At 61.2% G+C, this 25076-nt stretch carries 23 protein-coding genes, 1 tRNA gene and 1 pseudogene; 16 read left to right on the top strand and 9 right to left on the bottom strand.

Annotated features, from left to right (window positions below; genetic code table 11):
* The first annotated feature begins 455 nt into the window (after window positions 1-455).
* The 3 genes and pseudogenes from BUA42_RS01685 to BUA42_RS01675 all read left to right on the top strand — a co-directional run bounded on the left by BUA42_RS01685 (window position 456) and on the right by BUA42_RS01675 (window position 2887).
* Window positions 456-1277, top strand: coding sequence for a DUF4347 domain-containing protein (locus BUA42_RS01685; protein WP_178346826.1), 822 nt, complete (start codon window positions 456-458; stop codon window positions 1275-1277).
* 30 nt (window positions 1278-1307) lie between these two features.
* Window positions 1308-2108, top strand: coding sequence for a class I SAM-dependent methyltransferase (locus BUA42_RS01680; protein WP_072775964.1), 801 nt, complete (start codon window positions 1308-1310; stop codon window positions 2106-2108).
* 68 nt (window positions 2109-2176) lie between these two features.
* Window positions 2177-2887: pseudogene (locus BUA42_RS01675) on the top strand (IS6 family transposase).
* A 341-nt stretch (window positions 2888-3228) separates the two neighbouring features.
* On the opposite strand, the gene BUA42_RS01670 reads toward BUA42_RS01675, so the two are convergent.
* The 4 genes from BUA42_RS01670 to BUA42_RS01655 all read right to left on the bottom strand — a co-directional run bounded on the left by BUA42_RS01670 (window position 3229) and on the right by BUA42_RS01655 (window position 6949).
* A tRNA-Arg gene (locus tag BUA42_RS01670) sits at window positions 3229-3305 on the bottom strand.
* Between the two features lie 80 nt (window positions 3306-3385).
* Window positions 3386-4768: a sensor histidine kinase gene (locus BUA42_RS01665; RefSeq protein WP_072775962.1), complete on the bottom strand. Its 1383-nt coding sequence runs from the start codon at window positions 4766-4768 to the stop codon at window positions 3386-3388.
* 24 nt (window positions 4769-4792) lie between these two features.
* On the bottom strand, window positions 4793-6211 hold the full coding sequence (locus tag BUA42_RS01660) for a dihydrolipoyl dehydrogenase family protein (RefSeq protein ID WP_072775961.1): 1419 nt from the start codon (window positions 6209-6211) through the stop codon (window positions 4793-4795).
* A 3-nt stretch (window positions 6212-6214) separates the two neighbouring features.
* Window positions 6215-6949: a TVP38/TMEM64 family protein gene (locus BUA42_RS01655; protein ID WP_072775960.1), complete on the bottom strand. Its 735-nt coding sequence runs from the start codon at window positions 6947-6949 to the stop codon at window positions 6215-6217.
* Between the two features lie 464 nt (window positions 6950-7413).
* On the opposite strand from BUA42_RS01655, the gene rpmH reads away from it, so the two are divergent.
* The 5 genes from rpmH to BUA42_RS01630 all read left to right on the top strand — a co-directional run bounded on the left by rpmH (window position 7414) and on the right by BUA42_RS01630 (window position 9412).
* Window positions 7414-7548: a 50S ribosomal protein L34 gene (rpmH, locus tag BUA42_RS01650; RefSeq protein WP_072775959.1), complete on the top strand. Its 135-nt coding sequence runs from the start codon at window positions 7414-7416 to the stop codon at window positions 7546-7548.
* A 29-nt stretch (window positions 7549-7577) separates the two neighbouring features.
* Window positions 7578-7988 (top strand): ribonuclease P protein component, encoded by a 411-nt coding sequence (rnpA, locus tag BUA42_RS01645; protein ID WP_072775958.1) that lies wholly within the window; start codon window positions 7578-7580, stop codon window positions 7986-7988.
* The gene (yidD, locus tag BUA42_RS01640; protein ID WP_072775957.1) at window positions 7985-8206 is read left to right on the top strand and encodes a membrane protein insertion efficiency factor YidD; all 222 of its coding nucleotides are present in this window, start codon (window positions 7985-7987) and stop codon (window positions 8204-8206) included. Before rnpA ends, yidD begins: the two co-directional genes overlap by 4 nt.
* A gap of 93 nt (window positions 8207-8299) precedes the next feature.
* Window positions 8300-8788, top strand: a complete 489-nt coding sequence (locus tag BUA42_RS01635; protein ID WP_072775956.1) for a peptidase associated/transthyretin-like domain-containing protein — start codon at window positions 8300-8302, stop codon at window positions 8786-8788.
* Between the two features lie 3 nt (window positions 8789-8791).
* Window positions 8792-9412: a ferric reductase-like transmembrane domain-containing protein gene (locus tag BUA42_RS01630; RefSeq protein WP_072775955.1), complete on the top strand. Its 621-nt coding sequence runs from the start codon at window positions 8792-8794 to the stop codon at window positions 9410-9412.
* A gap of 41 nt (window positions 9413-9453) precedes the next feature.
* On the opposite strand, the gene argF is transcribed toward BUA42_RS01630, so the two are convergent.
* The 3 genes from argF to BUA42_RS21295 form a co-directional block, all read right to left on the bottom strand.
* Window positions 9454-10380, bottom strand: coding sequence for an ornithine carbamoyltransferase (gene argF, locus BUA42_RS01625; RefSeq protein ID WP_072775954.1), 927 nt, complete (start codon window positions 10378-10380; stop codon window positions 9454-9456).
* Between the two features lie 10 nt (window positions 10381-10390).
* A complete protein-coding gene (locus BUA42_RS01620; RefSeq protein WP_072775953.1) occupies window positions 10391-11572 on the bottom strand; it encodes an aspartate aminotransferase family protein in 1182 nt (393 codons plus the stop codon).
* A gap of 122 nt (window positions 11573-11694) precedes the next feature.
* Entirely contained in the window at window positions 11695-11838 is a 144-nt protein-coding gene (locus BUA42_RS21295) for a hypothetical protein (RefSeq protein WP_218588596.1), read from the bottom strand.
* Between the two features lie 21 nt (window positions 11839-11859).
* On the opposite strand from BUA42_RS21295, the gene BUA42_RS01615 reads away from it, so the two are divergent.
* Window positions 11860-12417 (top strand): VOC family protein, encoded by a 558-nt coding sequence (locus BUA42_RS01615; RefSeq protein ID WP_072776685.1) that lies wholly within the window; start codon window positions 11860-11862, stop codon window positions 12415-12417.
* Here BUA42_RS01615 and truA read toward each other — a convergent pair.
* The gene (truA, locus tag BUA42_RS01610) at window positions 12414-13187 is read right to left on the bottom strand and encodes a tRNA pseudouridine(38-40) synthase TruA (RefSeq protein WP_072775952.1); all 774 of its coding nucleotides are present in this window, start codon (window positions 13185-13187) and stop codon (window positions 12414-12416) included. The genes BUA42_RS01615 and truA overlap by 4 nt on opposite strands.
* Window positions 13188-13300: 113 nt before the next feature.
* On the opposite strand from truA, the gene BUA42_RS21380 reads away from it, so the two are divergent.
* The 6 genes from BUA42_RS21380 (at window position 13301) to BUA42_RS01580 (ending at window position 21303) form a co-directional block, all read left to right on the top strand.
* Window positions 13301-14716, top strand: coding sequence for a YcjX family GTP-binding protein (locus BUA42_RS21380; protein WP_072776684.1), 1416 nt, complete (start codon window positions 13301-13303; stop codon window positions 14714-14716).
* Complete coding sequence (locus BUA42_RS01600) at window positions 14713-15150, top strand: GNAT family N-acetyltransferase (protein ID WP_245818932.1); 438 nt, start codon at window positions 14713-14715, stop codon at window positions 15148-15150. Before BUA42_RS21380 ends, BUA42_RS01600 begins: the two co-directional genes overlap by 4 nt.
* Window positions 15147-16160 (top strand): YcjF family protein, encoded by a 1014-nt coding sequence (locus tag BUA42_RS01595; RefSeq protein WP_072775951.1) that lies wholly within the window; start codon window positions 15147-15149, stop codon window positions 16158-16160. The genes BUA42_RS01600 and BUA42_RS01595 overlap by 4 nt, the downstream gene beginning before the upstream one ends.
* A 3-nt stretch (window positions 16161-16163) precedes the next feature.
* Window positions 16164-17777 (top strand): FAD-dependent oxidoreductase, encoded by a 1614-nt coding sequence (locus BUA42_RS01590; RefSeq protein ID WP_072775950.1) that lies wholly within the window; start codon window positions 16164-16166, stop codon window positions 17775-17777.
* Between the two features lie 95 nt (window positions 17778-17872).
* Entirely contained in the window at window positions 17873-20536 is a 2664-nt protein-coding gene (locus BUA42_RS01585) for a DUF2339 domain-containing protein (protein ID WP_072775949.1), read from the top strand.
* 44 nt (window positions 20537-20580) lie between these two features.
* A complete protein-coding gene (locus BUA42_RS01580) occupies window positions 20581-21303 on the top strand; it encodes a VIT1/CCC1 transporter family protein (RefSeq protein ID WP_178346824.1) in 723 nt (240 codons plus the stop codon).
* Window positions 21304-21435: 132 nt separating this feature from the next.
* Here the strand turns inward: BUA42_RS01580 and BUA42_RS01575 are convergent, their stop codons facing one another.
* Entirely contained in the window at window positions 21436-21723 is a 288-nt protein-coding gene (locus BUA42_RS01575) for a hypothetical protein (protein ID WP_072775948.1), read from the bottom strand.
* Window positions 21724-22153: 430 nt separating this feature from the next.
* Between BUA42_RS01575 and ileS the strand changes: the two genes are divergently transcribed.
* Window positions 22154-25060: an isoleucine--tRNA ligase gene (gene ileS, locus BUA42_RS01570; protein WP_072775947.1), complete on the top strand. Its 2907-nt coding sequence runs from the start codon at window positions 22154-22156 to the stop codon at window positions 25058-25060.
* Window positions 25061-25076 lie beyond the last annotated feature (16 nt).

Genomic DNA, 25076 nt, shown 5'->3' with positions numbered 1-25076 from the left:
AGCACTGAGCGCGTCAGATGCGGAATCGACGGTGGACGCTCGTAAAGGCAGTCGCCGAACGAAAGCAGGCTATTTCGTCGAAGCGCTGCGAGCATCGCGTCGCGCTGGCCAGTGCTCACGTGCGACGAACGCGTGACTGTTGTTGGCTTCAGATTGGAGGTGAACGTGTCGCGGGACTAGCATTTTGGCAAATGCGTGCGCGACTGCCCAAATCTCCCCGCGCGATGCCTTTCGGAACCGGCGCATAGTGGCGCGATGATATCAAAAGCGTTGACCGAATCATGTAATTGCTGCGACAGTATTTGCGTATTTTTCGATCGTTTATTTGAAGGAATAGTTCGTTGGGGCTAGCTGTAACAGCAATCGATGACCGGACAGAGGATGGCGCTTGGTACTTCATACCAAGATACACAGGGCCTATGGCAGCTTTCACGCGGAGTCGTGAGTCCAATGTGGTGACCATGACAAGCGTTCAGACGATGGTTGACAACGTTATTGCCGTTTTGGACGGAAATTCCATTTCATGGTTGAACATTTTGGATCACGGAAACCCCAATGGTATTCAGATCGGCGACCAATGGATAACCGCTGGCACATTGCCGCATTATTCAGCTGAGCTGGGTCGGCTGACCCCGTATTTTTCAGCCGGTGCAACCGTCCATTTGCAGCACTGCGAATCTGGACAGAACCGGTCTCTGATGCGGGCTTTGGCAGGTATTTGGAACGTCACGGTCAGAGCCGGCACGGGCCTTCACAATTCTGTCCTTAGGGTTAATTATAGCCTTGAACCTTATGTTTTGTGCAATGCGGATCGGTGTTGGGACGAGCCACCACCGCCGCCAACAGAAGTCGATTGGTCGCGCAAAGCATGTTGTTTTGCCGCCGGAACTTCCATTCATACGCCCCAAGGATTTAAGGCGATTGAAACCCTCGAAGAAGGGGATTCGATTCTTGCATGGAACCCGCAAAGGCACACTGTCGAGCCAGCAAGACTGGAAAAAAAAGATGTTCATGCCGGTCGGTTCCCCGTGACGCGGCTTGAGACAATGGGCAAGTTTGTTTCAGCAACGGATGGGCACCGCTTCGCGGTTGACCGAATGCCTTGGACACCAACAGAGAAACTTAGCGCCAAGACCCCGTTGTGCAGCCGGGGTGGTGTGATCAGTCTGGATGCCCGAACTTTTGCCGGGTATGTTGACAAGGTATACAATCTGGTTGTCGAAGGGTTCGACACTTTTCTTGTCGGCGATCATGGCTTGATCGTTCGAGATCATTAGATTTTGCCACGTAGCGCTCAGTGGGATGCGTTGGCCCGAATATGGTCGCTCCTTGAAGAAGATGGGTTAAGGATCGACCATTTAGAGCATTTCAAGACCGCAATTGCTTTTCCGTGTCTCGTCATCGGCTCGGGACAGGGAATATTGGTGGATGGATTGCGCAGTTGGAAAGCGGGACGCGTCGTCGCCGTGGATCAGAGCCTGTCGATGGCTCTGGAGGCACACAAACGGCGCGGGGTTTCGACAGTGGTCGCGCAGCTTCCGCAACTGCCCTTTCGTGATGCAGCTTTCGCAACTGTTCTGGGCTCAACCGGTGTATTGCCTTGTGATGACCAGGATGCCTGCGCTCTGGCCTCGTCGGAGATAGCAAGGGTGCTGAAACCTGGGGGAATGTGGTTGCAAGGCGTTTTCTCTCCTGGAGATTGTTTTCGCTTGGCTGGATCGCAACTTGGTATAATGACGCGCGCTGCCCAACGAACGGACCGAATTGTCGAACTGTGGAATGCCCGATCGTCCAGAGAAATGTCGATCCAACTGATATCCCGTTGGAGTGCCTGTTCCGCAAGGGATGCGGGCATAGCACTGAAGACGCATCAGCCGCTCCTCAACGTTTGGTTTGAGCTTTTTGATGCCGTGCAGCACCTAGTCGGTGCAAAAACTCAGGTCATCTCGCTGTTCGACTGGATTGTGCCAATCTGTCCGAAAATCGACACCATCCGTAATTGGTTTCCCAAAATGGTTATCGAGGGCGAGCAGCGTTTCGAAAAAGATCACGTTTCGATCATCGCGTTCGAACGCGCAAGAACATCCAGCTCGACTCATATTCGCTGAAATTTGAATTAAGGGGACTTTTGCATCAATGGGAGGATTTGGGCGGCCTTTGGTCTTGGGTGTTTAACTTGCCCTACAAATCGCCTTTTAAACATCACCGCTTCCCTCAAGACGTCATTCTGCGCTCCGTGCGTTGGTATTTGCGCCACCGCCTGCCCTATCAGAATGTCGTCGACCTTATGGCAGAATGCGGCAACTTAGTTGACCGCTCGACCGTGTATCGCTGGATTCAGAAATTTGGCCCTGAATTGACCAAACGAACCTAGAAACACTTACGCCGATCCAGCGAAGATTGGCACGTGGACGAGACCTACATTCGGGTCGGCAGCAAGTGGCGCTACCTCTGGCGCGCGATCGATGCAAACGGTCAGATGGTCAATTTCCGACTGAAAGCGCGGCGTGACGCAAAGGTCGCATGGGCTTTCCTGCGCAAGGCGATCGAGCGCCTGCGTTTGCACCGGTCGGTCACAGCCTGCACCGGCAAAGCGCATACGCATCGGCGCGTTATCCGAGAAACAAAGCACCGATGTCATCCGCATTTCGACAGTATACGGCACGTCGACCGAAAGTGGCGAAACAACCTGATCGAGAGCGACCACGCCGCCTCGAGGCGGCTCCTCGGTTGCCGACAGAGTTTCCGATCGCTGCTTGCGGCAAAGGCGACCCTCAGCGGCATTGAGACAATGCGAAGCATCAAACGCGGTCATATCCACCACAAGCAAGCTGGCGTCAGAGGCGAGATCGACTTCATCAGTGAATTGTTCGGAGCCGCCACGTGACAAAGTCACCCAACAAAACAGGCTTCAACCTGCTGCAGTTAACGCAACAGTCCCATTAAACCGGGCTTCCTGAGTGCACATCGCACGGCTTGAGAAAGGCTTCCCCCACACGGCTTGCGGAAGCTGGTGCTTCGGAACGAGAAATCATGGCTTGAACCGGACACACATCACCGCAAATGGTCCAGATTTACGCAGGAAAAGCGCGTCGCGGGCTTATGGCAGATCGCGGATTTGCAAAGCTACAGAAGAACGTAACGGGTTCAAAAACTGACGAACCCTAAGAGCAAGGCTCGACAAAATGAGCAGAAAAATGAGCTATCATAATGACTTAAGGGAAGAAGTGGCGGACCGAGGAGGATTCGAACCCCCGACCCCTTGATTCGTAGTCAAGTACTCTATCCAGCTGAGCTATCGGTCCACGAGGCGTGGAAATAGACGCAGCGGTGGTGTGATGCAAGCGCAAATTCCAACAAAACTGCGCGCATTGTGTAAAGCCCTTCAGGTCACATCGCCCATGGGCAGCCTGATGCGGAAAGCTGTTCCAGTCTCGTCCGTTTTGAGCAGCGTCAGGGTTCCCCCATGTCCGCGCACCAGCTCTTCGGAAATGGCAAGCCCCAGTCCCGACCCACCTTTGCGGGCGCCGCCCTGGAAGGGCTGGAACAGGTATTCCTGTGCTTTCTTGGGCAAGCCGGGACCTGTGTCGATCACATCGATGCACCAGGCATCGTCCCCGGTTCGGGCGGACACGCTGATCTCACCCGGCTGACCGGTTCCGATGATCGCCTGTCGTGCATTACGTACGAGATTGGCCAGAATACGGTACATTTGTTCGGGGTCTGCGCGCACCATCAGGTTGCCGGGCACGTCTTCACTCAGGCTCAGGTCGAAATCGTCAATGGCAAGCCGTTCGCTGTCGATCACGTCGCCCACCAGTTCCGCCAGATTGAACAGTGTCAGAGTGGGCGCGGGTTCTTCCGCGCGTCCAAAGGCAAGGGTGCTTTCACACAACGACACCGCGCGCTTGATCGAATTCACGAGCTTCGGCGCCATCCGTTTGACCGTCGGATCCTCGCTCATCTCGATCCGGTCTGTGAAAAGCTGCGCCGACGTGAGGATGTTTCGCAGGTCGTGGCTCACACGGGCCACCGCGCCGCCAAGCTGCGCCAGACGTTCTTTCTGCCGCAAAGCTTGGGTCAACTGCATCTGCAACGATTGCAGCGCTTCTTCCGCTTCGCGCAATTCCGTTACGCTGGCCGAGGGCTGGATCACCCGCCGCGCATCTTCCGGGGCCATGGCATAGCTCTGCATATGGCCAACCACGCCCTTGATCGGTTTCACAAGCAAGACACGCACGGCCAGGAACAGCAGCCCCGCCGTGACGATCGAGATGACAGCGGAGAGCATCAGAATGCGGATGCCGTAATCGATGATCGCGGCGCGCAACTCTGTCGTCTCGATGGTGATCTCGATCAGCAAGCCGCCGTCCCGGAACGGGTGGCCGATCACGCGGATCATCTCTGGCTCGAGGGTCAGAAGCCGCACCATCGCGTCGCGGATCAAGGTAAGGGCCGTCGCGTCCCGCAAATCATAGGTTGCCGAGACCTCTTCCGGCATAGGGGACGACAACACGAGTTGCCGCAGCTCATCGCGACGCAGAACCACGTTGAAAACACCCGCGTTGAGCAAGAGCTCCGCTTCAAGCTCACTGTCGATCATGTCATCCGCCAGAAGCGCCAATGACGCGATCTGCGCCCGCTCCAACCGGTTCAAAAGAAAATCCTCCCGGTACCGCGCCACCGACGGCACAAAGATCATCACCTCGGCGATCATGACAAAGATCACCGTCAGGATGAGGAAGCGACCGGAGAGCGAATTGATCATCCCCATGCTCCCCGGCCGATCACCTTATGGAAGCCACTTCTGAACAAACCCGACCACTTTCTTCACGGTGTCACTCTCAAACAGTCTGGGTGAGAAGTAGGCCCCCGCGGCCCGTTTGTTAAGCTCTCCGATTGTCGGATAGGGCGCGACCATGCTGGCGATCTGGCTCATCTTCATCTTGTTGGCGATCACCAGGGCCCACAGATTGATCAGTTCGCCCGCCTGTTCCCCCGCAATCGACGCACCGACGGGTTTGCCTTTTGCGACCATCACCTTGATCAGCCCGCGCGTCTTGCGTTCTGCGATGGCGCGGTCGTTGTGGCTGTAGTGAAAACGGACGACTTCCAGCCTGGAGCCATGCTCTTTCTTCGCCTGTGCCTCGGTCAATCCAACCTGCGCAAGCTCGGGCTGCGTATAAGTCGCCCACGGAATGTGCCGCGTGGAGGCTTTGGACGGCAGGCCGAACAGCATAGACCGGATGATGACACCTGCGTGGTAGCCCGCCACATGGGTAAATTGCAGACCGCCTGCCACGTCCCCGATAGCGTACACTTTCTTGTTCGTCGTGCGCAGGCTGTCGTCGACCTGAATGCCTGACCGTGTGGTCTTGATCCCGGCCTTGTCGAGATCCAGCCCATCGGTGTTGGCCTTGCGTCCGACCGCGACAAGCAGATGGGTGCCCTTGTGAACGGTCCCGTCCTCGGTTTCGACTTCGATCGCGCCAGCTGTACCGCGCACCTCCTTGGCGTTCGACCCTTCGGCAATGGCCAGCCCCTCGGCCCGCAGCTTGTCCAGGACGATCTCGGCCATTTCCGGATCGTCCTTGCCAAGCGCGCGGTCGCCTTCGACCACTGTCACTTTCGAGCCAAGCCGCAGGTGGGCCTGCGCCATCTCCATGCCGATGGGGCCACCGCCGATCACCAGAAGGTGCTCGGGCTGTTCGCGCAATTCCCAAAGGGTCTCATTGGTGATGTAAGGAACGGTCTCCAGACCCGAGATCGGCGGCACAAAGGGCGATGAGCCGGTCGCGATCACGATTCGCCGCGCCTCGATCCTGTGCGCGCCCGCCTCGACCACGGTCGGTGAAACGAATTTCCCGTAGTCCCGGATCACCCGCACGCCCAGACCTTCGAACCGCTCCTGGCTGTCGACCGGTTCAATCTGGCTGATGACATCGGCCACATGGTCCTTCGCGGCAGCGTAGTTCACCTGTGGCGTGACATTGGCGATCCCGTATTGTTCCGCATGGCTCATGGCATAGGCCGTCTTGGCCGACGCGATCAGTGCCTTGGACGGCACACAACCGTAGTTCAGGCAGTCGCCCCCCATCTTGTGCGCCTCCAGCAGAACCACCGAAGCGCCCATCTGGACCGCGCCGGCGGCAACCGACAACCCGCCAGAGCCGCCGCCGATCACAAGGATATCCGTCTTGATCTTTTCCATGGCTCAGAGCCCCTTCTTGCCGCGTACGGTCTTGAGCAGGATCGGCAGCGCCGCGAGCAGACACAGGCCAAGGATCGGCAAGAGGATATGCGGCTCGAAGATGATGCCAAGGTTCGGCGTTTCGCCGCGCTCGAACACTTCACCAAGCCCGGCACCCACTGAGGTATAGACCACGCCGCCCGGAATGATGCCGAGGAAAGTCGAGACAAAGAAACGATACAGCGGCACGCCGACAAGTGCGGGTACGAGGTTTGCGACGAAGAACGGCACGGCTGGAACGAGGCGGATCAGGAAGAGCATCGACCACTGGTTCTCGTCAATGCCGTCCTTGATCTTGCGCACCGTGCCTTCGCTGGCATCCATCTTGGCCGAAAGCCGATCCCCCAGCCCGTAGCGCGCAGCCAGGAAGATCACCGTCGCGCCAATCGTCGCTGCCAGCACGTTGAACAGCGCGCCGGGAAACACACCGAACAGAAACCCGCCCGTCAAGGTGGCAATCGTCGCACCGGGCAATGAGAAACCCACGATGACCACATAGGCCAGCATGAAGAGCCCTGCCGTCAGCACATAATTCGCATCCCGAAATCCGGTCAGCGCCTCACGGTTCGCCGCAAGCGTGTCGAAACTCAGGTAGTCGCGCAGGGTGAATGCCCCGACCAGGGCCACGGTACCGATGACGATCAGCGGCAGGTAGCGCCGCCAACCAGGCGTTTGTGGGGTCTCTGTCATATCTGTCATGTCTTACAGGGCCGCCGCGGCCCGCCTCTTGGAATGTTGCGTTTCGGTTGACCAAAACATGTCCCCTGCAGCAGCGCAGCAACACCCGCTTCACGCCTGCTTGATCCGACGATGCCATTTGCGTGAGAATCCGCCTCTCATCCTGACACACTGAAACATTCCGCCACTCCGGAGCCGGTGAATATTGCAGACTGTGTCAGCGTCACACGCGCTCGTGGGCAAATGTTTCAGGAAATGACACGCCAACCCCCTCCTTCTCTGTTTCCAAAATACCTCGGGGGGAGTCGCCGCGAGGCGACGGGGGGCAGCGCCCCCCAATCCCTCCGACACGATGCCGCGGAAAACCTGCACAATTGCGGCTCACACCGTTTGACAAGCCAAGGTCACCTGCCTATAGCACGGGCTTCGAATAACCCCGGCGGACGAATCCGCGCCCCCGGACCGACAAGACGGAGTAGGACGCGATGAAACGCACCTTTCAGCCTTCGAACCTCGTACGCAAACGGCGTCATGGGTTCCGTTCGCGCATGGCGACAAAAGCCGGGCGCAAGATCCTGAACGCGCGCCGCGCGCGCGGCCGCAAGTCGCTGAGCGCGTAAGCGTCCCGCGACCCAACAGGTAAACCAAAATGACACCGCCGGAGGCCGCCTTGGACACAAGGGGAACCAAGCCTCCGGCGGTGTTGTCATGTCCGCAGATCACCACGCTCCGTCACCGCGCCGATTTCCTGCGCGCTGCTCGTGCGCTGCGGCAAGGTACGCAGGGCATGCTCGTGCAGGCGCGGTGCCGCCGCGACAACGATCCGACCATCCGTGTGGGCTATACCTGCTCCAAGAAAATCGGCAACGCCGTCACCCGCAACCGCGCCAAGCGCCGTTTGCGGTCCGTCGCAGCCGAGGTTTTGACAGAGAAGGCACGTCCCGGTTGGGATTACGTTTTGGTCGGCCGTCCAGGCGTCACGGTCAATCGTGACTATACCGACCTGTTGGGCGATCTGAACTATGCTTTGCGAAAACTGCACGCCGGGCAGGACCAATGACCCCGCTCGCATGGATACTGTCATTACCGGTCAAGGCCTATCGCCTCGTCTTCAGCCCTTGGGTCGGCCACAACTGCCGCTATCACCCGACATGCTCGGCCTACGCCCTCGAAGCCCTGCAAAAGCACGGCGGGCTTAAAGGCGGCTGGCTCGCCGCCCGACGGATCGCCCGGTGCCACCCATGGGGCGGGACAGGCGTGGACAACGTTCCGGAATAAAGGGATGCCGCCTCACGCAGCGGTGTTTTGGGTCCGAGCACCGGATGCCCTACATTCTTCAAGTATGACGCTGATCACATCGGGAGAACTCGGATGACCAAGCTTCACATGAACCGCCGAACCCTCATCGCATCCAGTGGCGCGGTGCTCGCGACCGGCGTTGCAGGCGGACTGGCGCCTGCCCGCGCGCAATCGCTCGCTCCGACGCAATCCATGCGGGGTGGCTCCAACAATTATCGCCCCGGCGCTCCGATCGTGGAGCGCATCGGAGGAGGCGGTTTCTGGATGACCGGCACCGTGCGCCGCGCCGGTGATGGAGCGCCCCTGTCAGGTCAGCGCATTCAGATCTGGGCTCACACCACCGAAGGTCACGAACGCGACTGGCACAGCCACGGAGCCACACTGACCGATGCAAACGGCGTGTTCCGCCTTGAGATGCCCCAGATCGTGCCTGCGTTCGGACAGCCCCACGGGCACCTCGCCTACGACAGTGAAGAGTTCGAGACGGTGTTTCTACGCCCGGTGATGTCAAGCGCGCGGGACACAACGCTGGAAGCGCATTTCGTCTTGCAACCGGCCTGACGCTTGACGCGCAAACACCTGTCGACCTGGGGCGCGGTGATCTTCATCGCCGCCATACCCATCGTAATTGCGGCCAACAGCCCGCTGCTGCAATGGCGCGACCCTGTCTATATCGCAGGCGGCTTCGCTGGTATCATTGCGATGGCGCTCCTGCTCTTCCAACCACTTCTTGCTGCCGGACGCCTTCCAGGCCTGTCCCTTGCTGTTGCGCGCCGAGTGCATCGCTGGCTCGGCGCAGCTTTGATCCTGTCGGTATTTGCGCATATCGGCGGTCTCTGGATCACGAGCCCGCCTGACGTGGTGGACGCGCTTCTCTTTCGGTCCCCGACTCCTTTCGCGATATGGGGTGTGATTGCGATGTGGGCGCTGATCGCAACCGCGATCCTTGCCCTCGCCCGCAAACGATTCCGGCAAAACCTGCGCTACTGGCGCGCCGCGCATAGCGCTCTGGCCATCGTAATTGTCAGCACCACGGCTGCGCATGCCGTGATGATCGAAGGTGCAATGGGCACCATGAGCAAAGCCGCCCTCTCCGGCGCCTTGTGTGTCGCGCTACTGGTGGCTCTCAACGATCTGCGTGTCTGGAAACGCACCCGCCCCGGTCGCGGCATCACAACCGATTAACCGAGCCGGGGTCGGGATTTGACTTTCCTTCAACAGGCGCGTCAGACGCCAAGGCAATATCGCATGATGGCCTTCTGAGCGTGCAAGCGGTTCTCGGCTTCATCGAAGATCACCGATTGCGGACCGTCCATCACCTCTGACGTCACTTCCTCCCCGCGATGGGCCGGCAGGCAGTGCATGAAAAGCGCGTCTTCCTTCGCGTGGCGCATGAGATCCTCGTTCACCTGATAGGGCCGCAACATATTATGCCGCCGCTCTTTCGCGGATTGAGCGTCATGCATGCTGACCCAGGTGTCAGCGACCACCAGATCCGCACCGTCGACGGCTTTGTGAGGGTCACGCTCAATGGTCACTGATACGCCAGCGTTTCGGGCAAGGCCCACGAACTCCATTTCCGGGTCAAGCTGCACCGGCCCCGTGAAAGTGAAATTGAACCCGAACTGCGCCGCGGCATGAAGGAACGAGGAACAGACATTGTTCCCGTCCCCACACCAGACGACCTTCTTGCCCTTGATCGGCCCGCGGTGCTCTTCGTAAGTCATGACGTCTGCCATGATCTGGCAGGGATGCGTGCGGTCGGTCAGCCCGTTGATGACCGGGACGCTGGCATATTCCGCCATCTCCTCCAGCACCGCCTCATCGAAGGTTCGGATCATGATCAGGTCGACATAGCGGCTCAGCACCCGTGCCGTGTCCGCGATGGTCTCGCCATGCCCAAGCTGCATGTCCGAGCCGGACAGGACCATCGTCTCGCCGCCCATCTGGCGCACGCCAACGTCAAACGATACGCGCGTCCGCGTCGATGGCTTCTCAAAGATCAGCGCCACCATGTGCCCCGCGAGCGGCTGCTCGTCGTCGGGCGCACCCTTCGGGCGCCCGTTGCGCTTGCCCTTCATATCAATGGCCTGGTCGATCACCTGCCGCAGATCGGACGCGTCGGTTTTGTGGATATCGAGGAAATGCTTCATCGTTCTGTCCTCACCCCATCGCTTCGCGAACCGCGTCCGCTGCGAAATCAAGCCGGTTCACGGCTTCGGACATCTCGTCTTCGCTGATGTTGAGCGGCGGAAGAATGCGCACCACGTTGTCTGCCGCCGGGACCGTGATCACCCCGCACTCAAAGCCCGCCTTCACCACGTCGGCCGGGGCTACTTTGCACTTCAGGCCCAGCATCAGACCAGATCCGCGAACGCCGTCGAACACGTCCGGATGCGTCGCAACCAGACCTTCCAACTTTTGCCGCAGGAACCCGGCGCGGGCATTGACGCTCTGCAGAAAATCCGCGTCGCTGACGATGTCCATGACCGCGCAACCAACCGCACAGGCAAGAGGATTGCCGCCATAGGTCGATCCATGTGTGCCCGCAATCATGCCCGACGCCGCGTCTTCGGAAGCCAGAACAGCGCCAAGCGGGAACCCCCCGCCAATGCCCTTGGCGACCATCATGATGTCCGGTTCGATCCCCGCCCATTCATGCGCGAACAAGCGCCCCGTTCGGCCCACACCGCATTGCACTTCGTCCAAGATCAAAAGCAGATCCTTCTCGTCACAGAGATCGCGCAGACCCTTGAGACACTGGTCCGGCAAGGGTCGAATTCCGCCCTCGCCCTGCACAGGTTCGATCAGGATCGCGCCCACCGTATCGTCAATCGCCTCGTCCAACGCCGCATGATCACCCCATGGCAAATGCTTGAACCCTGGCAAAAGCGGTCCAAACCCTTTGGTCATCTTCTCGGACCCGGCTGCGGCGATGCCTGCCGAGGACCGGCCGTGGAACGAGCCGCTGAACGTGATGATCGTGGTCTTCTCCGGTTGGCCTTTTTCGTACCAGTACTTGCGCGCCATCTTCACCGCCAATTCGCAGGACTCCGTCCCGGAATTGGTGAAGAACACGGTGTCGGCGAATGTGGCCTCAACCAATTTGTCCGCCAGAGCCTTCTGCTGCGGGATCTCATAAAGGTTCGAGACATGCCAGACCTTCTGCGCCTGATCGGTCAGCGCTTGAACCAGCGCCGGATGCGCATGACCCAGCGCATTCACCGCGATCCCCGCACCAAGGTCCAGAAAACGTCGCCCATCCGCCTCGATCAGCCAGGAACCTTCGCCTTTGACGAATTGCAACGGCGCACGGGAATAGGTCGGCAAGACAGAGGGGATCATGTGGAAACCTCATTTCAAGAAGCCCAAGCCGTGCCAAGCGGCGCGGGCCAAGTCAACGGAAAGGATGAAGAAGTCGGACAAAAGGTGACGGTTCGCCCACATTACGGGGCGGCGGGAAGGGCTCAGTTGCCTCGTCGCAGATGCGTCAGCTTATCCATGGCTCGCTCATCGGGGAAAAGCGCCGCCAAGACAAGCATTTTTTCAAACCCGCCGAATTTTTCCCGAAAGTCCCATGCAACAAGTAGGCTATAGTAGGGTTGGGCCATGGCAATGCCGAGGGGGACATCATGCACAAGTTACAGGTACAGGGGTTGCACCACATCACGTTGATGGGTGCGGACCGGCAAACATCCATTGATTTCTGGGAAGGGGTTCTTGGCATGCCGTTCCTGTTCGAACAGCCAAACCTCGACGATCCCGATCAGGGGCATCTCTATTTCGACCCCGGGGATGGGCGTCTCATTACTATCTTCACCTCCGAAGATCGCACTCCCGATCCGACGCGAACACCGACCGATCCGGGCTGCGTGCATCACATCGCTTTCGCTGTCAGCCAGTCGATGTATTCGCAACTGGTCGACCGCCTGAATGCGCGCGGCATCGACCACTCAGGCGAAAAAGACCGGGGCTTCATGAACTCGATCTATTTCAAGGACCCGCTCGGTATGCTGATCGAACTGGCCTCCTACCGGTTCAAACCGCCACTTGGCGCGACACATGCCGACGTGCTGCATGAAGCGCATATGGTGCGCGTCGAACAGGGTGACGATGCCATCGGGGATCCGCATCTGGCCATCGCTATTGAACGTCTGTCGGCCCGGCGGCAGCGCAGTTTGTCGGACTAGACCGCCGCAAACGGGTCAGACGGATACCCGACATGCATGAGGTAGAGACCATGCGGCGGGGATACCGGGCCGCAGGCTGCCCGGTCGCGCGCCTCCAAGGCGGTCCGCACATCCCGTGGAGTCCAAGCGCCCGCACCGACCCGTTCCAACGTGCCCACGAAACTGCGCACCTGATTGTGCAGGAAAGATCGCGCGCGCAGGCGAAACTGAAACTCGGTTCCCCACTCAGTCTCGACCTCTGAGATGTCCAACGCGTCCAATGTCTTCACCGGAGATTGGGCCTGACACATCGTGGACCGAAAGGTCGTGAAATCGTGCCGCCCGATCAGGTGCGCGGCGGCCTTCTGCATCGGCTCCAGCTCCAGCGCGTGTTTCACCTGCCAGACCTGCCCCGCCTCTAGCGTCATCGGCGCACGCCGAGCCACCAGTCGGAACAGATACTGCCGCTCCACAGCTGAAAACCGAGCGTGCCAGTCATCCGCAACCTGCGCAGCATCGACAATTGCCACCGGCAACGGCTTGAGGTGATGGTTCAGAGCTTCTGACAACCTAAACGGCGTCCAGTCCTTTAGCAGATCACAGTGACACACCTGCCCACGGGCATGGACGCCCGCATCGGTCCGCCCGGCGGCCGCAATCGTGTGCTCGCCCGGCTCCAGTTTCGCCAAGGCCGCTTCGATTGCGCCCTGTACCGACGGCTGATCCGCCTGCCGCTGCCAACCGGCGAATGGGGCGCCTTCATATTCGACTTTCAAAGCGTATCTCGGCATGCGCACCGCTTATCCTGACAAAACCGGTCGAACAATCCCCCTGGCGCTGCACTGGTATGTCTGGCCGTGCGCCTCTATCTCTAGCCTCAACGCTGAATGAAGAGGCCGCAAACTTGGTCATCACCAACATCGCAGACACGCTGACCCGCGGCATCGAAAACGTCACCGGCACAGTGTCCGAGACGTTTTTCGAACCCGTGATCCGCCTGGGCGTGACCGGCCTCGCACGCTCGGGCAAGACGGTCTTCATCACGTCTCTCGTCGCCAACATGATGGACCGCGGGCGCATGCCTGGCCTGCTGGCCCACAGCGAAGGTCGCATTCTGTCAGCTTATCTTCAGCCACAACCCGACGACACCTTGCCGCGCTTCGACTATGAGACGCATCTGGGTGCCATCACTGCGCAAGACCCGCATTGGCCCGACAGCACCCGCACCGTCAGCGAATTGCGGCTCTCGCTCAAGGTCCGTCCCGCAGGTCTTCTGGCGGGGCTTCAGGGTCCGCGGACCATACATCTCGACATCGTGGATTATCCCGGTGAGTGGCTTCTGGATTTGGGTCTTTTAGAGAAAAGCTACACCCAGTGGTCTGAAGAAACGCTGAATCGCATCGCGACGCGCGACCATGCCCAGGAGTTTCTTGCGCGCGCGAAATACGAAGATGCCAAAGCCAAGCTCGACGAACCCACTGCACAGGCGCTTGCCGCGCAATTCACCGCATATCTCAAATCTGCGCGGCTTGCTGGCTTCTCGGACTGCACACCGGGGCGGTTCCTTCTGCCTGGCGACCTCGCAGGCAGTCCAGTTCTGACCTTCGCGCCGCTGCCACCGGAACCCGCTGCACCCCGCAAATCGCTTTGGCGCGAGATGGACAGGCGGTTCGAGGCCTATAAATCCCAGGTCGTCAAACCCTTCTTCCGCGAGCATTTCGCTAAGATCGACCGCCAGATCGTACTGGTCGATGCGCTCGGCGCGATCCATGCCGGCCCGCAGGCCGTCGAGGACATGCGTCAGGCGATGGCCGACATTCTGGGGTCGTTCCGCCCGGGGCAAAACGCGTTCCTGACCCAGCTTCTGATGGGCAAGCGGGTCGAGAAGATCCTCTTTGCCGCTACGAAGGCCGATCACCTGCACCACACGCAACACGCGCGTCTCACTGGCATCATGCAGGCCCTCACCCGCGAAGCCCGCGACCGCGCACAATTTGCCGGCGCGCAGACGAGCGCCATGTCTATCGCCAGCCTGCGCGCGACGGTCGAAGAGACCCGCCAGCACAACGGCCAGTCGCTCGACTGCGTGCGCGGCACCTTGCTCGACAGCGGCAAACAGGCCGCCTTCTATCCCGGAGAGCTGCCCGAAGATCCATCGCGCCTGCTGGGACCGGCGCGGGACGGGGTCGAGAAATGGCTCGACCAGGACTACCAGATCATGCGCTTTGCCCCCGCGAAGTTGAGCCTCAAACCCGGCGAAGGCCCACCGCATATCCGTCTGGACCGCGCAGCGCAGTTTTTGATCGGAGACCGCCTGTGATCCTGCGCCCGGCAACCCCTCTGGACGCAGGCCGCGTCGGTGCGATCATGTCGGCCTGGATCGAAGAAACGCCGTGGGTTCCGCCCCTGCACACCCGGGCGGAAGACATCGCCCATGCCGGGACGATGATCGATCGGGGCTGGATCACCGTTGCCGAGACCGACGCTGTTCAGGGCTATCTCGCCCGCGAAAACGAGGAAATCCACGCAATTTACGTCGACCCGCAAGCAAGGGGGCAAGGCATCGGGACCGAGCTGATCTCGGATGCCATGCAGCGTGAGAACGCCCTGCGGCTTTGGACTTTCACCGCCAACACCGGGGCGCAACGGCTTTATGAACGGCTAGGCTTCGTGGAAACCCACCGCACCGATGGCGCAGAAAACGACGAGAACCTGCCCGACATCCACTATGAATGGAAAAGGACAGCGCCATGACCCAGAAAGGCCCCGTCCTCTTCGATCTCGACGACGACGCGCCTGCGCCGACCCCGGCTGAGGCCCCGCCCGTCCCGGACACGCAGGAGCCTGCACCGCAAGGCCAGGCGATGACCACGGTCGCCGCATTGGCCGCGCGCCCCACGTCACGATTGGCCCGCTGGTTCTGGACGCTGCTTCTGGCGCTCATCACCACCGTCGCCTCCGTCGCGGCATGGAACTTTGTCACCGATCTGCTCACACAAAACGTCTACCTCGGCTACGCGGTCGCTGCCCTCTTCGCGCTCTTCATCGCCGTCGTTCTGATGATCGTCGTCAAGGAGTTGTCGGCTTTCGCCCGTCTTGGCCGCATCGACCGTATTCAGCATGATGCCGAAACAGCCCTTGCCGCCGAAGATCTCAAGGCAGCACGCAGCGTGATCAAGGACCTCGATCACCTCTACCGCAACCGCGATGACACGCGTTGGGGCCGTGACCGGCTGAAGGATCGCGAAAGCGACATGTTCGACGCCTCCGCCCTTCTCGCGCTGGCCGATCACGAACTGCTTGGCCCACTCGATCAGGCTGCTCAGCGCGAGGTCGAAGCGGCTGCCCGTCAGGTTGCCACGGTCACCGCCCTCGTCCCACTGGCGCTGGCCGATGTGGTTGCGGCCCTCGGCGCCAACATCCGCATGATCCGCCGGATCGCAGAGATCTACGGCGGGCGCTCCGGCACGCTCGGGAGCTGGCGTTTGACTCGCGCCGTGCTCTCGCACCTCGTCGCCACTGGCGCTGTCGCGGTCGGCGATGACATGTTGGAGCCGATCCTGGGTGGCGGAATTTTGGGCAAACTGTCCCGGCGCTTCGGAGAAGGGTTGGTCAATGGAGCGCTGACGGCGCGTGTCGGCGTCGCCGCGATGGAGGTCTGCCGCCCCCTGCCCTATGTTGGCAAAAAGCGCCCCTCGGTGCGGTCGATCATCAAATCGGCGCTCAGCGGGTTGATTACGAGTACGTCGCAAAAAGGACGCTGACGCATGGAGAGCTTTGCCGCCGATCTGGCCACAATGGCCCGCACACCGCTGACAGACGAACACGTCGCTCTTTTGCGCCGCAATGGTGAAGAACGGGAAATCCACGCAGGTGGCGATGTGCAGAAAGCGGGCCAACCCAGCACAGAGTTCTTCTACCTGCTCGACGGTGAAACCGAGGCGATCAATCCCTCCACCGGCACTCGCTACGGGACCGCCACGCTCGGCCCGGGCCAGTTCTTCGGAGAGCTCAATTTCCTCAGTGGTGGCAAAGCCATGATCGGAAGCCGCTGCGTCAAGGACAGCCGCTTCATCGTCGTCCCGCGCGACACGATGCTCGACCTGATGTCGCGGACGCCCGAGATGTCGGACATCATCATCACCGTCTTTGCCGCGCGCCGTCGTCGTCTGCTGGAAACACAGGAATCCGGCCTGACGCTGGTGGGTCTGGATCAATCCGGCCCGTTGCGCCAGATCGCGGCGTTCGCCGGGCGCAACCGCCTGCCATGGCGGGATGTCGCCATCGGCTCGGACGAAGGCAAACGGCTTGCCGCCAATTGTGATGTGCCGCCGGATGAGCCCTTTCTGGTGATCGGTGACAGGATGCCGATCTGCGATCCGACCCCGTCAAAAGTGGCCGAGATCCTTGGCCTCGATCTCTCGATCGACCCAGAGAAGATCTACGACACAGTCATTGTTGGCGCGGGCCCTGCAGGTGTCGCTGCCGGCGTCTATGCAGGTGCTGAAGGGCTGTCCGCACTCGTGGTTGAAGACATCAACATCGGCGGTCAGGCAGGCACCTCCAGCCGGATCGAGAATTACATGGGCTTTCCCACCGGCATTTCCGGCTCAGACCTTGTCGGGCGCGGCGAAATACAGGCGCTCAAGTTCGGCACGCGCTTCGCCATGCCGCGCCGGGTCTCGTCGATGACCCAGACCGACGGACGCTTCTGCCTCACCCTCGACAACGGTCGCGAAGTACCCTGCAAGTCGGTGATTGTCGCAACGGGTGTGCAATACCGCAAGCTGCCGCTCGACCGGCTCGAGGAGTTCGAAAACAACGGCATCTATTACGCCGCCACCGAAACCGAAGCACGCTTCTGTCGCGACAGCGACGTCGCCGTGATCGGCGGAGGCAACTCGGCAGGACAGGCGGCGATGTACCTTGCACAAACCGCGCGCCACGTGCACGTCCTCGTCCGCGGGGCCAGCCTAGCGTCGTCGATGTCGGACTACCTGCTGTCGCGCCTGCAGGCGCATCCACGCATCACAATCCACACCCGCACCAGCGTCCGGGACCTGCACGGCGACAGCACGCTCACCTGCCTGACGATCCATGACAGCACTTCCGGTATGGATTGGGAACTGCGCACACACGCGCTCTTCATCATGGTCGGCGCGGCGCCCAACACCGACTGGTTGTCAGGCCTGGTGCAACTCGACGACAAGGGCTTCATCGTCACCGGACCCGAGGTGGGCGCAGATAGCCCTTACGGCACTTCCTGCCCCGGCGTCTTCGCCGTCGGAGACGTCCGCGCCGGATCGGTAAAACGCGTCGCCAGCGCCGTAGGTGAAGGCTCCGTCGTCATGTCGCGCGTATGGGAACATGTGAACGATTAGCATTCATAAGGGTTTAAGCGAAAAAACCCGGGACCGGATACCCTCCGGAATTCCTGCCTTTTGGCGGCGTCCAAGATACGTCACTGTAACAGCGTATGTTTGAAGACGGTGTCATAGCGCTTTTGGGCCTTCTGGCCCTGTTCTACCTGCTTGGTTTGCCAATCATGGTTGTGCTCCTGTTTGGCCGCACGCGCGAGTTGGAGCGGAAGATCGGGGAATTGGGACGGGCGGCGGTTGGGCAGTCCACCGCGGAGACGGGCGGCGCGCGGGAACCGGCTGAGGCGCCGGCGGCGCCGACCGAACCGGAGACCGCGCCGGTCGAGGCTGCCGGACCGTGGGAGGTGCACCAGCCGACGGAACCGAAGGTTGCTCCCGAACCACCCAAGACGCCCGGTTACGTGGATCGGCTCTTCACCTTTTTGCAAGAGAACTGGGTCTACGCCATCTCAGCCGTCTCGCTCGCCCTGGCCGGGGTGTTTCTCGTGCAGTACGGCGTGGAGAACGGTCTGTTGCCACCGGCCGCGCGGGTTGCGGCGGCGCTGCTGTTCGGCGTTGCATTGATCGCGGCGGGCGAATGGGTGCGGCGGCGTTCCGGGGACGAGGGCGAGACGCCGACCATCAACCTGCCCTCTGTATTCAGTGGCGCGGGAATTGTCTCGCTCTTCGGCGGCACACTGGCCGCGCGCGTTCTGTACGATTTGATCGGTCCGGGACTTGCTTTCGCGGGGTTCGGTGCAATCACACTCGTCGCTCTTGTGCTGGGTTGGTTCTACGGACCGATGCTGGCCGCCATCGGCCTGATCGGCGGTTTCGCGGCGCCCTTCATCCTTGGCGGATCGTCCGACACGCCCGAGGTCCTGCTGCTCTATTTCGGATTGCTCGCACTCCTTGGTCTTGGCATCGACACGGTGCGGAGATGGGCGTGGGTGTCTGTCCTCACCGTTGTTTTGGCCTTTGCCGCGGGCGTTTTGATCTGGATGGCAGACGACCCCATCGCGCCGTGGCTGACGATCTACGCCACCGCACTGGCGCTCTTTGCCACGCTCATCCCGGCGCGGTCGGCCTGGCCGGACCACGGCGGTCGCACGATCCTGTATTCCGCCTTCGGACGCCGCAAACCTGGCCATCCGATCTTCCCGGTTCTTCTGTCCGCGGGAACACTGGCGGCGACCACCGGCGTGATCCTTTTCGCAACGATGAGCGCGCACCGCGATTTCTGGTTGTCCTTTGCGCTTCTGTCGGCTTTGGCGGCGATTTTTACCATCTGGTCAAAAAAGGCCACCGGGTTGCAGGACCTGCCCCTCATCCCCGCCATCGGCGCGCTGTGCCTTGTTGGCGTCTTCGAAACAAATGGGTCCACCTTGCGCGCGTTCCGTGCAGACCGGTTGCCCGAGGCTGCGTTGCCGACTGACACGTTCTGGCTTTTGGGTGTGGCAGCCGCCGTGACGCTGGTCTTCGCATGGCGCAGCGGACAGTCGCGGCTTTTCCGCCCGCTTTGGGCCGCGGCTGCGGTGGTCTTCCTTCCGGCCATGGGCCTTGTTCTGGACTTCACTTGGCGTCCCGCCGACGTGATCGGCGCATACCCGTGGGCCCTGCAGGCGATCGCCGTGGCGGCCGTGATGGTCTTTCTGGCCGAGCGGTTCGCGCGGGCCGATGGCCCGGACCGGACACGCGTGTCGCTTGCGACGATGTCGGCGCTCGCCACTGTGGCGTTCACCTTCTCCGTACTCTTCACCGAACATGCTCTGACCATCGCCTTCGTAGCCGTCGTCCTCAGCGCCGCAGCTTTGGACCGCCTGTTCAAGCTTCCACTTATGGAATGGTTCGTCCTCGCGGGCGTGGCCGCGCTCAGCTATCGGTTGGTGTTCGATCCGGGCATTCCTTGGCTCTTGCTGGGCAGTGCGTTTGCGCCGTTGTTCGCCCAAGCTACCGCGACTGCGGCGTGTATCGCCGCGTTCTTTCTCTTGCGGGGGATGCAGCGCCTCAAGGCGCAGACCGCGCTGGAAAGTGCAGCTTGGGCCTTTGCGGGCATCTTTGCCTGCACCGCGCTGGCCTTCGCCATCGACGCGGTGTCGCCAACCGTACGCATGATCGACGAACACTGGGGGCTCGGCATCTACGCCTCGGTCTGGATCATGCTGGCAGCGGTCCAGATGTGGCGTTTGCAAGCGGTGCCGCAGTTCCGCTGGATCCGGATCGGGCTTGCTGCGGTGTTCTGCCTCACGGCCATCTTCGCGCTCGCAGCGTTGCTGATTGAGGAAAACCCGTTCATCAGCCCGGCCCGCGTTCTTGGGCCGCCGGTTCTGAATACGCTGATCCCGGCTTTCCTGCTTCCTGCGGTGCTTATCGGGCTGGCGGCGTGGCGCCTGGGGGCACTGCCGCGCACTCTGCGTCTTGGCCTCGGTGCACTTGCCCTTGCGCTCGCCAGCTTCTGGCTCTTCCTGACCATCCGCCACGTGTGGCAGGGCGCGGAGGGCATGCGGATCACCCGGGGGTATTCGCAGCCAGAGCTCTACACCTATACGCTGACGCTCCTCATTGTGGGCGGCGCGCTGTTTTACCAATCCCTCGCGCGCCATTCAGACCTGCTCCGCCGGGCCGGGCTGGCGGTGATCGCGCTCGCCATTGCCAAGGTGTTTCTGATCGACATCTCCGGGCTTACCGGCCTCATCCGCGTGTTTTCGCTGCTGGCACTTGGCCTGATGCTGGCCGGGATGGCGTGGATCGACCGATGGGCACGGCAACGCGCCGGGGCTTGATGTAGCGCAAAGCGGAGCGAAGCCGCATTCCGCACTCTGCCCTCATGGACGATAAACTGACAGAACACGGCCACAGTCAGGCCGAAATCGAAGCCCGCATCGGTCGCCCCGAAGGCAGAGGTTATCTGCGCGACATTGTCTATGGCGGCATCGACGGGTCGGTCACGACCTTCGCCATCGTGGCGGGCGTGGCGGGCGCAGGGCTCAGCCCGTGGGTCATCATCGCGCTGGGAATTGCCAACGTTCTGGCCGACGGGTTCTCCATGGCGGCCGGAAACTATTCCGGCACGAAGGCAGAGATCGATGACGCAAAGCGCCTGCGCGAGGTGGAGCACAACCACATACGTCTGCACCCTGACGGCGAAAAGCGCGAACTGCGTGAGATCCTTCGACGCAAGGGCCTCTCAGGTGACCCCTTGGACAGCGCCGTTGAGCAGATCAGCCAGCAGCGAGAGCATTGGGTTCAGTTCATGATGGAGGGCGAATACGGTCTCGCCTCGGTCGACCCGCACCCGCTCCGCGCCGCCTGGGCCACCTTTATCGCGTTTCTCATCGCCGGAATGATTCCGCTCTTGCCGTTCCTGTTCGGATTGCAGAACGCGTTCACCATCTCAACGGTCGCCACGATGGCCACCTTCTTTGCCATAGGGGCCTACAAATCCAAGTGGTCGCTCTCGCCGTGGTGGCGCTCTGGACTGGAGACGTTTTTCATTGGCGGCATCGCCGCGCTCATCGCGTATTTCGTGGGGACACTGTTCAACATCTAAGGGTAGAAAAGCCGTGCAGTGGTGGCAGGGGATTGGCAGCCCCCATCGGGCATCGCGCCATCGTCCGTAAATCCTTCTTCAGTCCCGCCCGACCCACCGGACCGGGCGAGACGCGTTCCCGGCCGTGCCCTTCTATTCGCCCGTTGCGGGGGCTGTTGTCGGCGCCGTTTCGATGGCCGTCCCGGCTTCGGGTGTGGTTTGCGTGGTTTCGCCGTCGACCGACGGCGCAGTGCCGTCAGACCCGCCGCCGACCGAGACCAGCGCGACGAAGGCAATGAATGCGACAATGGCGATGGCGGCGATCAGCAGACCTTTGGCAGACCCGCCGCCTGACGGCAAATCCATGGGGTGGTGCCGTTCCGCCCGACCGGCGCTTTTGCCAGCCTGCTCTCGGTAGCGATAGTCAGACTCGTAAGACATGGGCATGTCCTTTCTCTCTTACCATGGCGCGGCGTGCCGACGTATTCGGCCACACCCGCCGGACAAGAGCGAGTATGACCCCGGTCAAAAGCGGGGCCATTCACAACGCACACGACCCGGGATTCCGGCCATTTCCGGCTGGATTCGCAGATCAGGATCGGCATGTTTTGGCGGCTTTTCCTTCACGGACGTCACCCGGCGAAGTCCCACTCATGACAAGCCCCGGTTTTGCGCGGGTTTTGGCCGGGCGTCGCCCTCTGGACGTATGGTTCACGCAACCCTATAAGCCCCGCCATGATGTACGCATATGCGATCATTATTCGAATTACATGCCCGGCGCTCTGACGACACGAGCCGCCGGGACAAGGCGTATGGACACCCGCGCCGATCCTCTCACATCTGACCGATACGCATTCTGAGGACGCCCCACATGTGCGCCGAAACACCTGACTATAAAGACACGCTGAACCTGCCCAAAACCGATTTCCCCATGCGCGCGGGCCTGCCCAAGCGCGAGCCCGAATGGCTTGAGAGATGGGAGAAGATGGGCATCTACGACCGCCTGCGCGACAAGGCCAACGGACGCCAGCCCTTTACCCTTCATGACGGCCCGCCCTACGCCAACGGCCACCTTCATATCGGCCACGCGCTGAACAAGATCCTCAAGGACATGGTCGTCCGCTCACAGCAAATGATGGGCCGCGACGCGCGCTACATCCCCGGCTGGGACTGTCACGGTCTGCCCATCGAATGGAAGATCGAGGAAAAGTACCGCTCCAAGGGCAAAAACAAGGACGACGTCGACGTGGTCGAGTTCCGGCAGGAGTGCCGCGAGTTCGCCGAGGGCTGGATCGACATCCAGCGCGACGAATTCAAGCGCCTCGGTGTGACCGGTAAATGGGAAAAGCCCTACCTCACGATGGACTACCGCGCCGAGCGGATCATCGCGGAGGAATTCCAGAAGTTCCTGATGACCGGCACTTTGTATCAGGGGTCGAAACCCGTGATGTGGTCGCCTGTGGAAAAGACCGCGCTGGCCGAGGCCGAGATCGAGTATCACGACCACAAATCCCATACGATCTGGGTGCCGTTCAAAGCAACCAACGGAACGGGTGATTTGCAAGGCGTTAAGGTTGTTATCTGGACGACGACACCTTGGACAATCCCATCGAACAAGGCCGTCGCATACAACCACACCATTTCCTACGGCCTGTACGAAGTCACAGGCCGTCCTGAGGAATGCTGGGCGCGGATCGGAGATCGCTACCTTTTGGCCGACGCTCTGGCCGAAGACGTTCTCGCCAAAGCCCGTCTGGAGCCAACGATGTACCGCCGCCTGCGCGATGTGTCCGCCGACGAATTGGGCGCGCTGTCACTGATCCACCCGTTCCACGGTGCCGAAGGAGCGGAAGGGTTTTGGGACTACGAGGTCCCGATGATCGACGGCGATCACGTCACCGACGATGCGGGCACCGGTTTCGTCCACACCGCGCCAAGCCACGGTCAGGAAGACTACGACGCCTTCGTCGCGCGCGGCTGGATGGACCGAATGACGCACAATGTGGGCGAGGAATCCGAGTTTCTGCCGCACGTCCCGTTCTTCGCGGGCCTCAAGGTGCTCGACCACAAGGGCAAGGAAGGCAAGGCCAACACGGCCGTGATCGACAAGCTGGTCGAGGTGGGCGGCTTGCTCGCGCGTGGCCGCATGACCCACAGCTACCCGCACTCGTGGCGCTCCAAGGCTCCTGTCATCTACCGCAACACGCCGCAATGGTTTGCCGCCATCGACAAGGAAGTGGGCGACGGGCAGGACACCTACGGCAAGACGATCCGCCAACGGGCGCTGACCTCTATCGACCAACTGGTCAAATGGACCCCGCAGACCGGGCGCAATCGTCTTTATTCGATGATCGAAGCGCGTCCCGACTGGGTGCTGTCGCGCCAGCGCGCGTGGGGGGTGCCGCTGACGTGTTTCGTCAAGAAAGGCGCGCTGCCCACCGACGACGACTTCCTGTTGCGCGACGAAACGGTGAACAAGCGGGTGCTTGAGGCATTCGAAGCCGAAGGCGCGGACGCATGGTACAAGCATGGCGCGAAAGAGCGGTTCCTGGGCAATGACTACAATCCGGACGACTGGGAACAGGTGTTCGACATCCTCGACGTCTGGTTCGATAGCGGGTCGACTCACGCCTTCGTTCTGCGCGACCGTGAGGATGGGTCCGAGGACGGGCTGGCCGATCTTTACCTCGAAGGCACCGACCAGCACCGGGGGTGGTTCCACTCGTCCATGCTGCAAGCCTGCGGCACGCGGGGCCGCGCGCCCTATCGCGGCGTGCTCACCCACGGCTTCACGCTCGACGAGAAGGGCAACAAGATGTCCAAGTCGCTCGGCAATACCGTTGCGCCGGAGGACGTGACCAAGCAATACGGCGCGGACATCCTGCGGCTCTGGGTGGCGCAGGCCGACTACACCGCTGACTTGCGGATCGGTCCAGAGATCCTGAAAGGCGTCGCCGACAGCTACCGCCGTCTGCGCAACACGATGCGGTTCATGCTGGGTGCTCTGTCGCATTTCAGCGAAGCGGATCGTGTTGACCCCGCGGACATGCCGGAATTGGAGCGTTACGTTCTGCACCGTCTGGCGGAACTCGACGAGGTCGTGCGCAAAGGCTACGACGCCTACGATTTCCAGGGTGTGTTCCAGCAGTTGTTCAACTTCTGCACGGTGGAACTCAGCGCCTTCTACTTCGACATCCGCAAAGACGCATTGTATTGTGACGGCGACACCCCGCGCCGCCGAGCCGCGCGGACGGTGATGGACATCCTGTTCCACCGCCTGACCACGTGGCTCGCGCCTGTGCTGGTTTTCACGATGGAAGACGTCTGGCTTGACCGCTTCCCGGGTGAGGACTCGTCGATCCATTTGCAGGACATCCCCGAGACGCCCGCAGATTGGCGCGATAAAGCGCTCGCTGCGAAATGGGCCAAGGTACGCCGTGCCCGTCGCGCCGTAACCGCCGCGCTGGAGGTGCAACGCACGGACAAGGTGATCGGCGCGTCGCTTGAGGCGGCCCCGGTGGTGCATATCGAGGATGCCGAGATGCTCGCCGCGCTGAAATCGGTCAATTTCGACGACATCTGCATCACCTCCGCCATCCAGTTGACCGGCGACCCGGCCCCGGCCGAAGCGTTCCGGATGCCGGAAGTCGATGGCGTGGGCGTGGTGTTCGAAAAGGCCGAGGGCGAGAAGTGTCAGCGCTGCTGGAAAATTCTGCCGGATGTGGGCAGACACCAGCACCCCGGCACCTGCAGCCGCTGTAACGAGGCCTTGGGCTGACCCTTGATCGAAAAGG

The organism is Marivita hallyeonensis, assembly GCF_900129875.1.
Taxonomy (GTDB): Bacteria; Pseudomonadota; Alphaproteobacteria; order Rhodobacterales; family Rhodobacteraceae; genus Marivita; species Marivita hallyeonensis.
The sequence above is the reverse complement of the archived record's forward strand: the minus strand, read 5'-3'. Positions and strand labels throughout refer to the sequence as shown.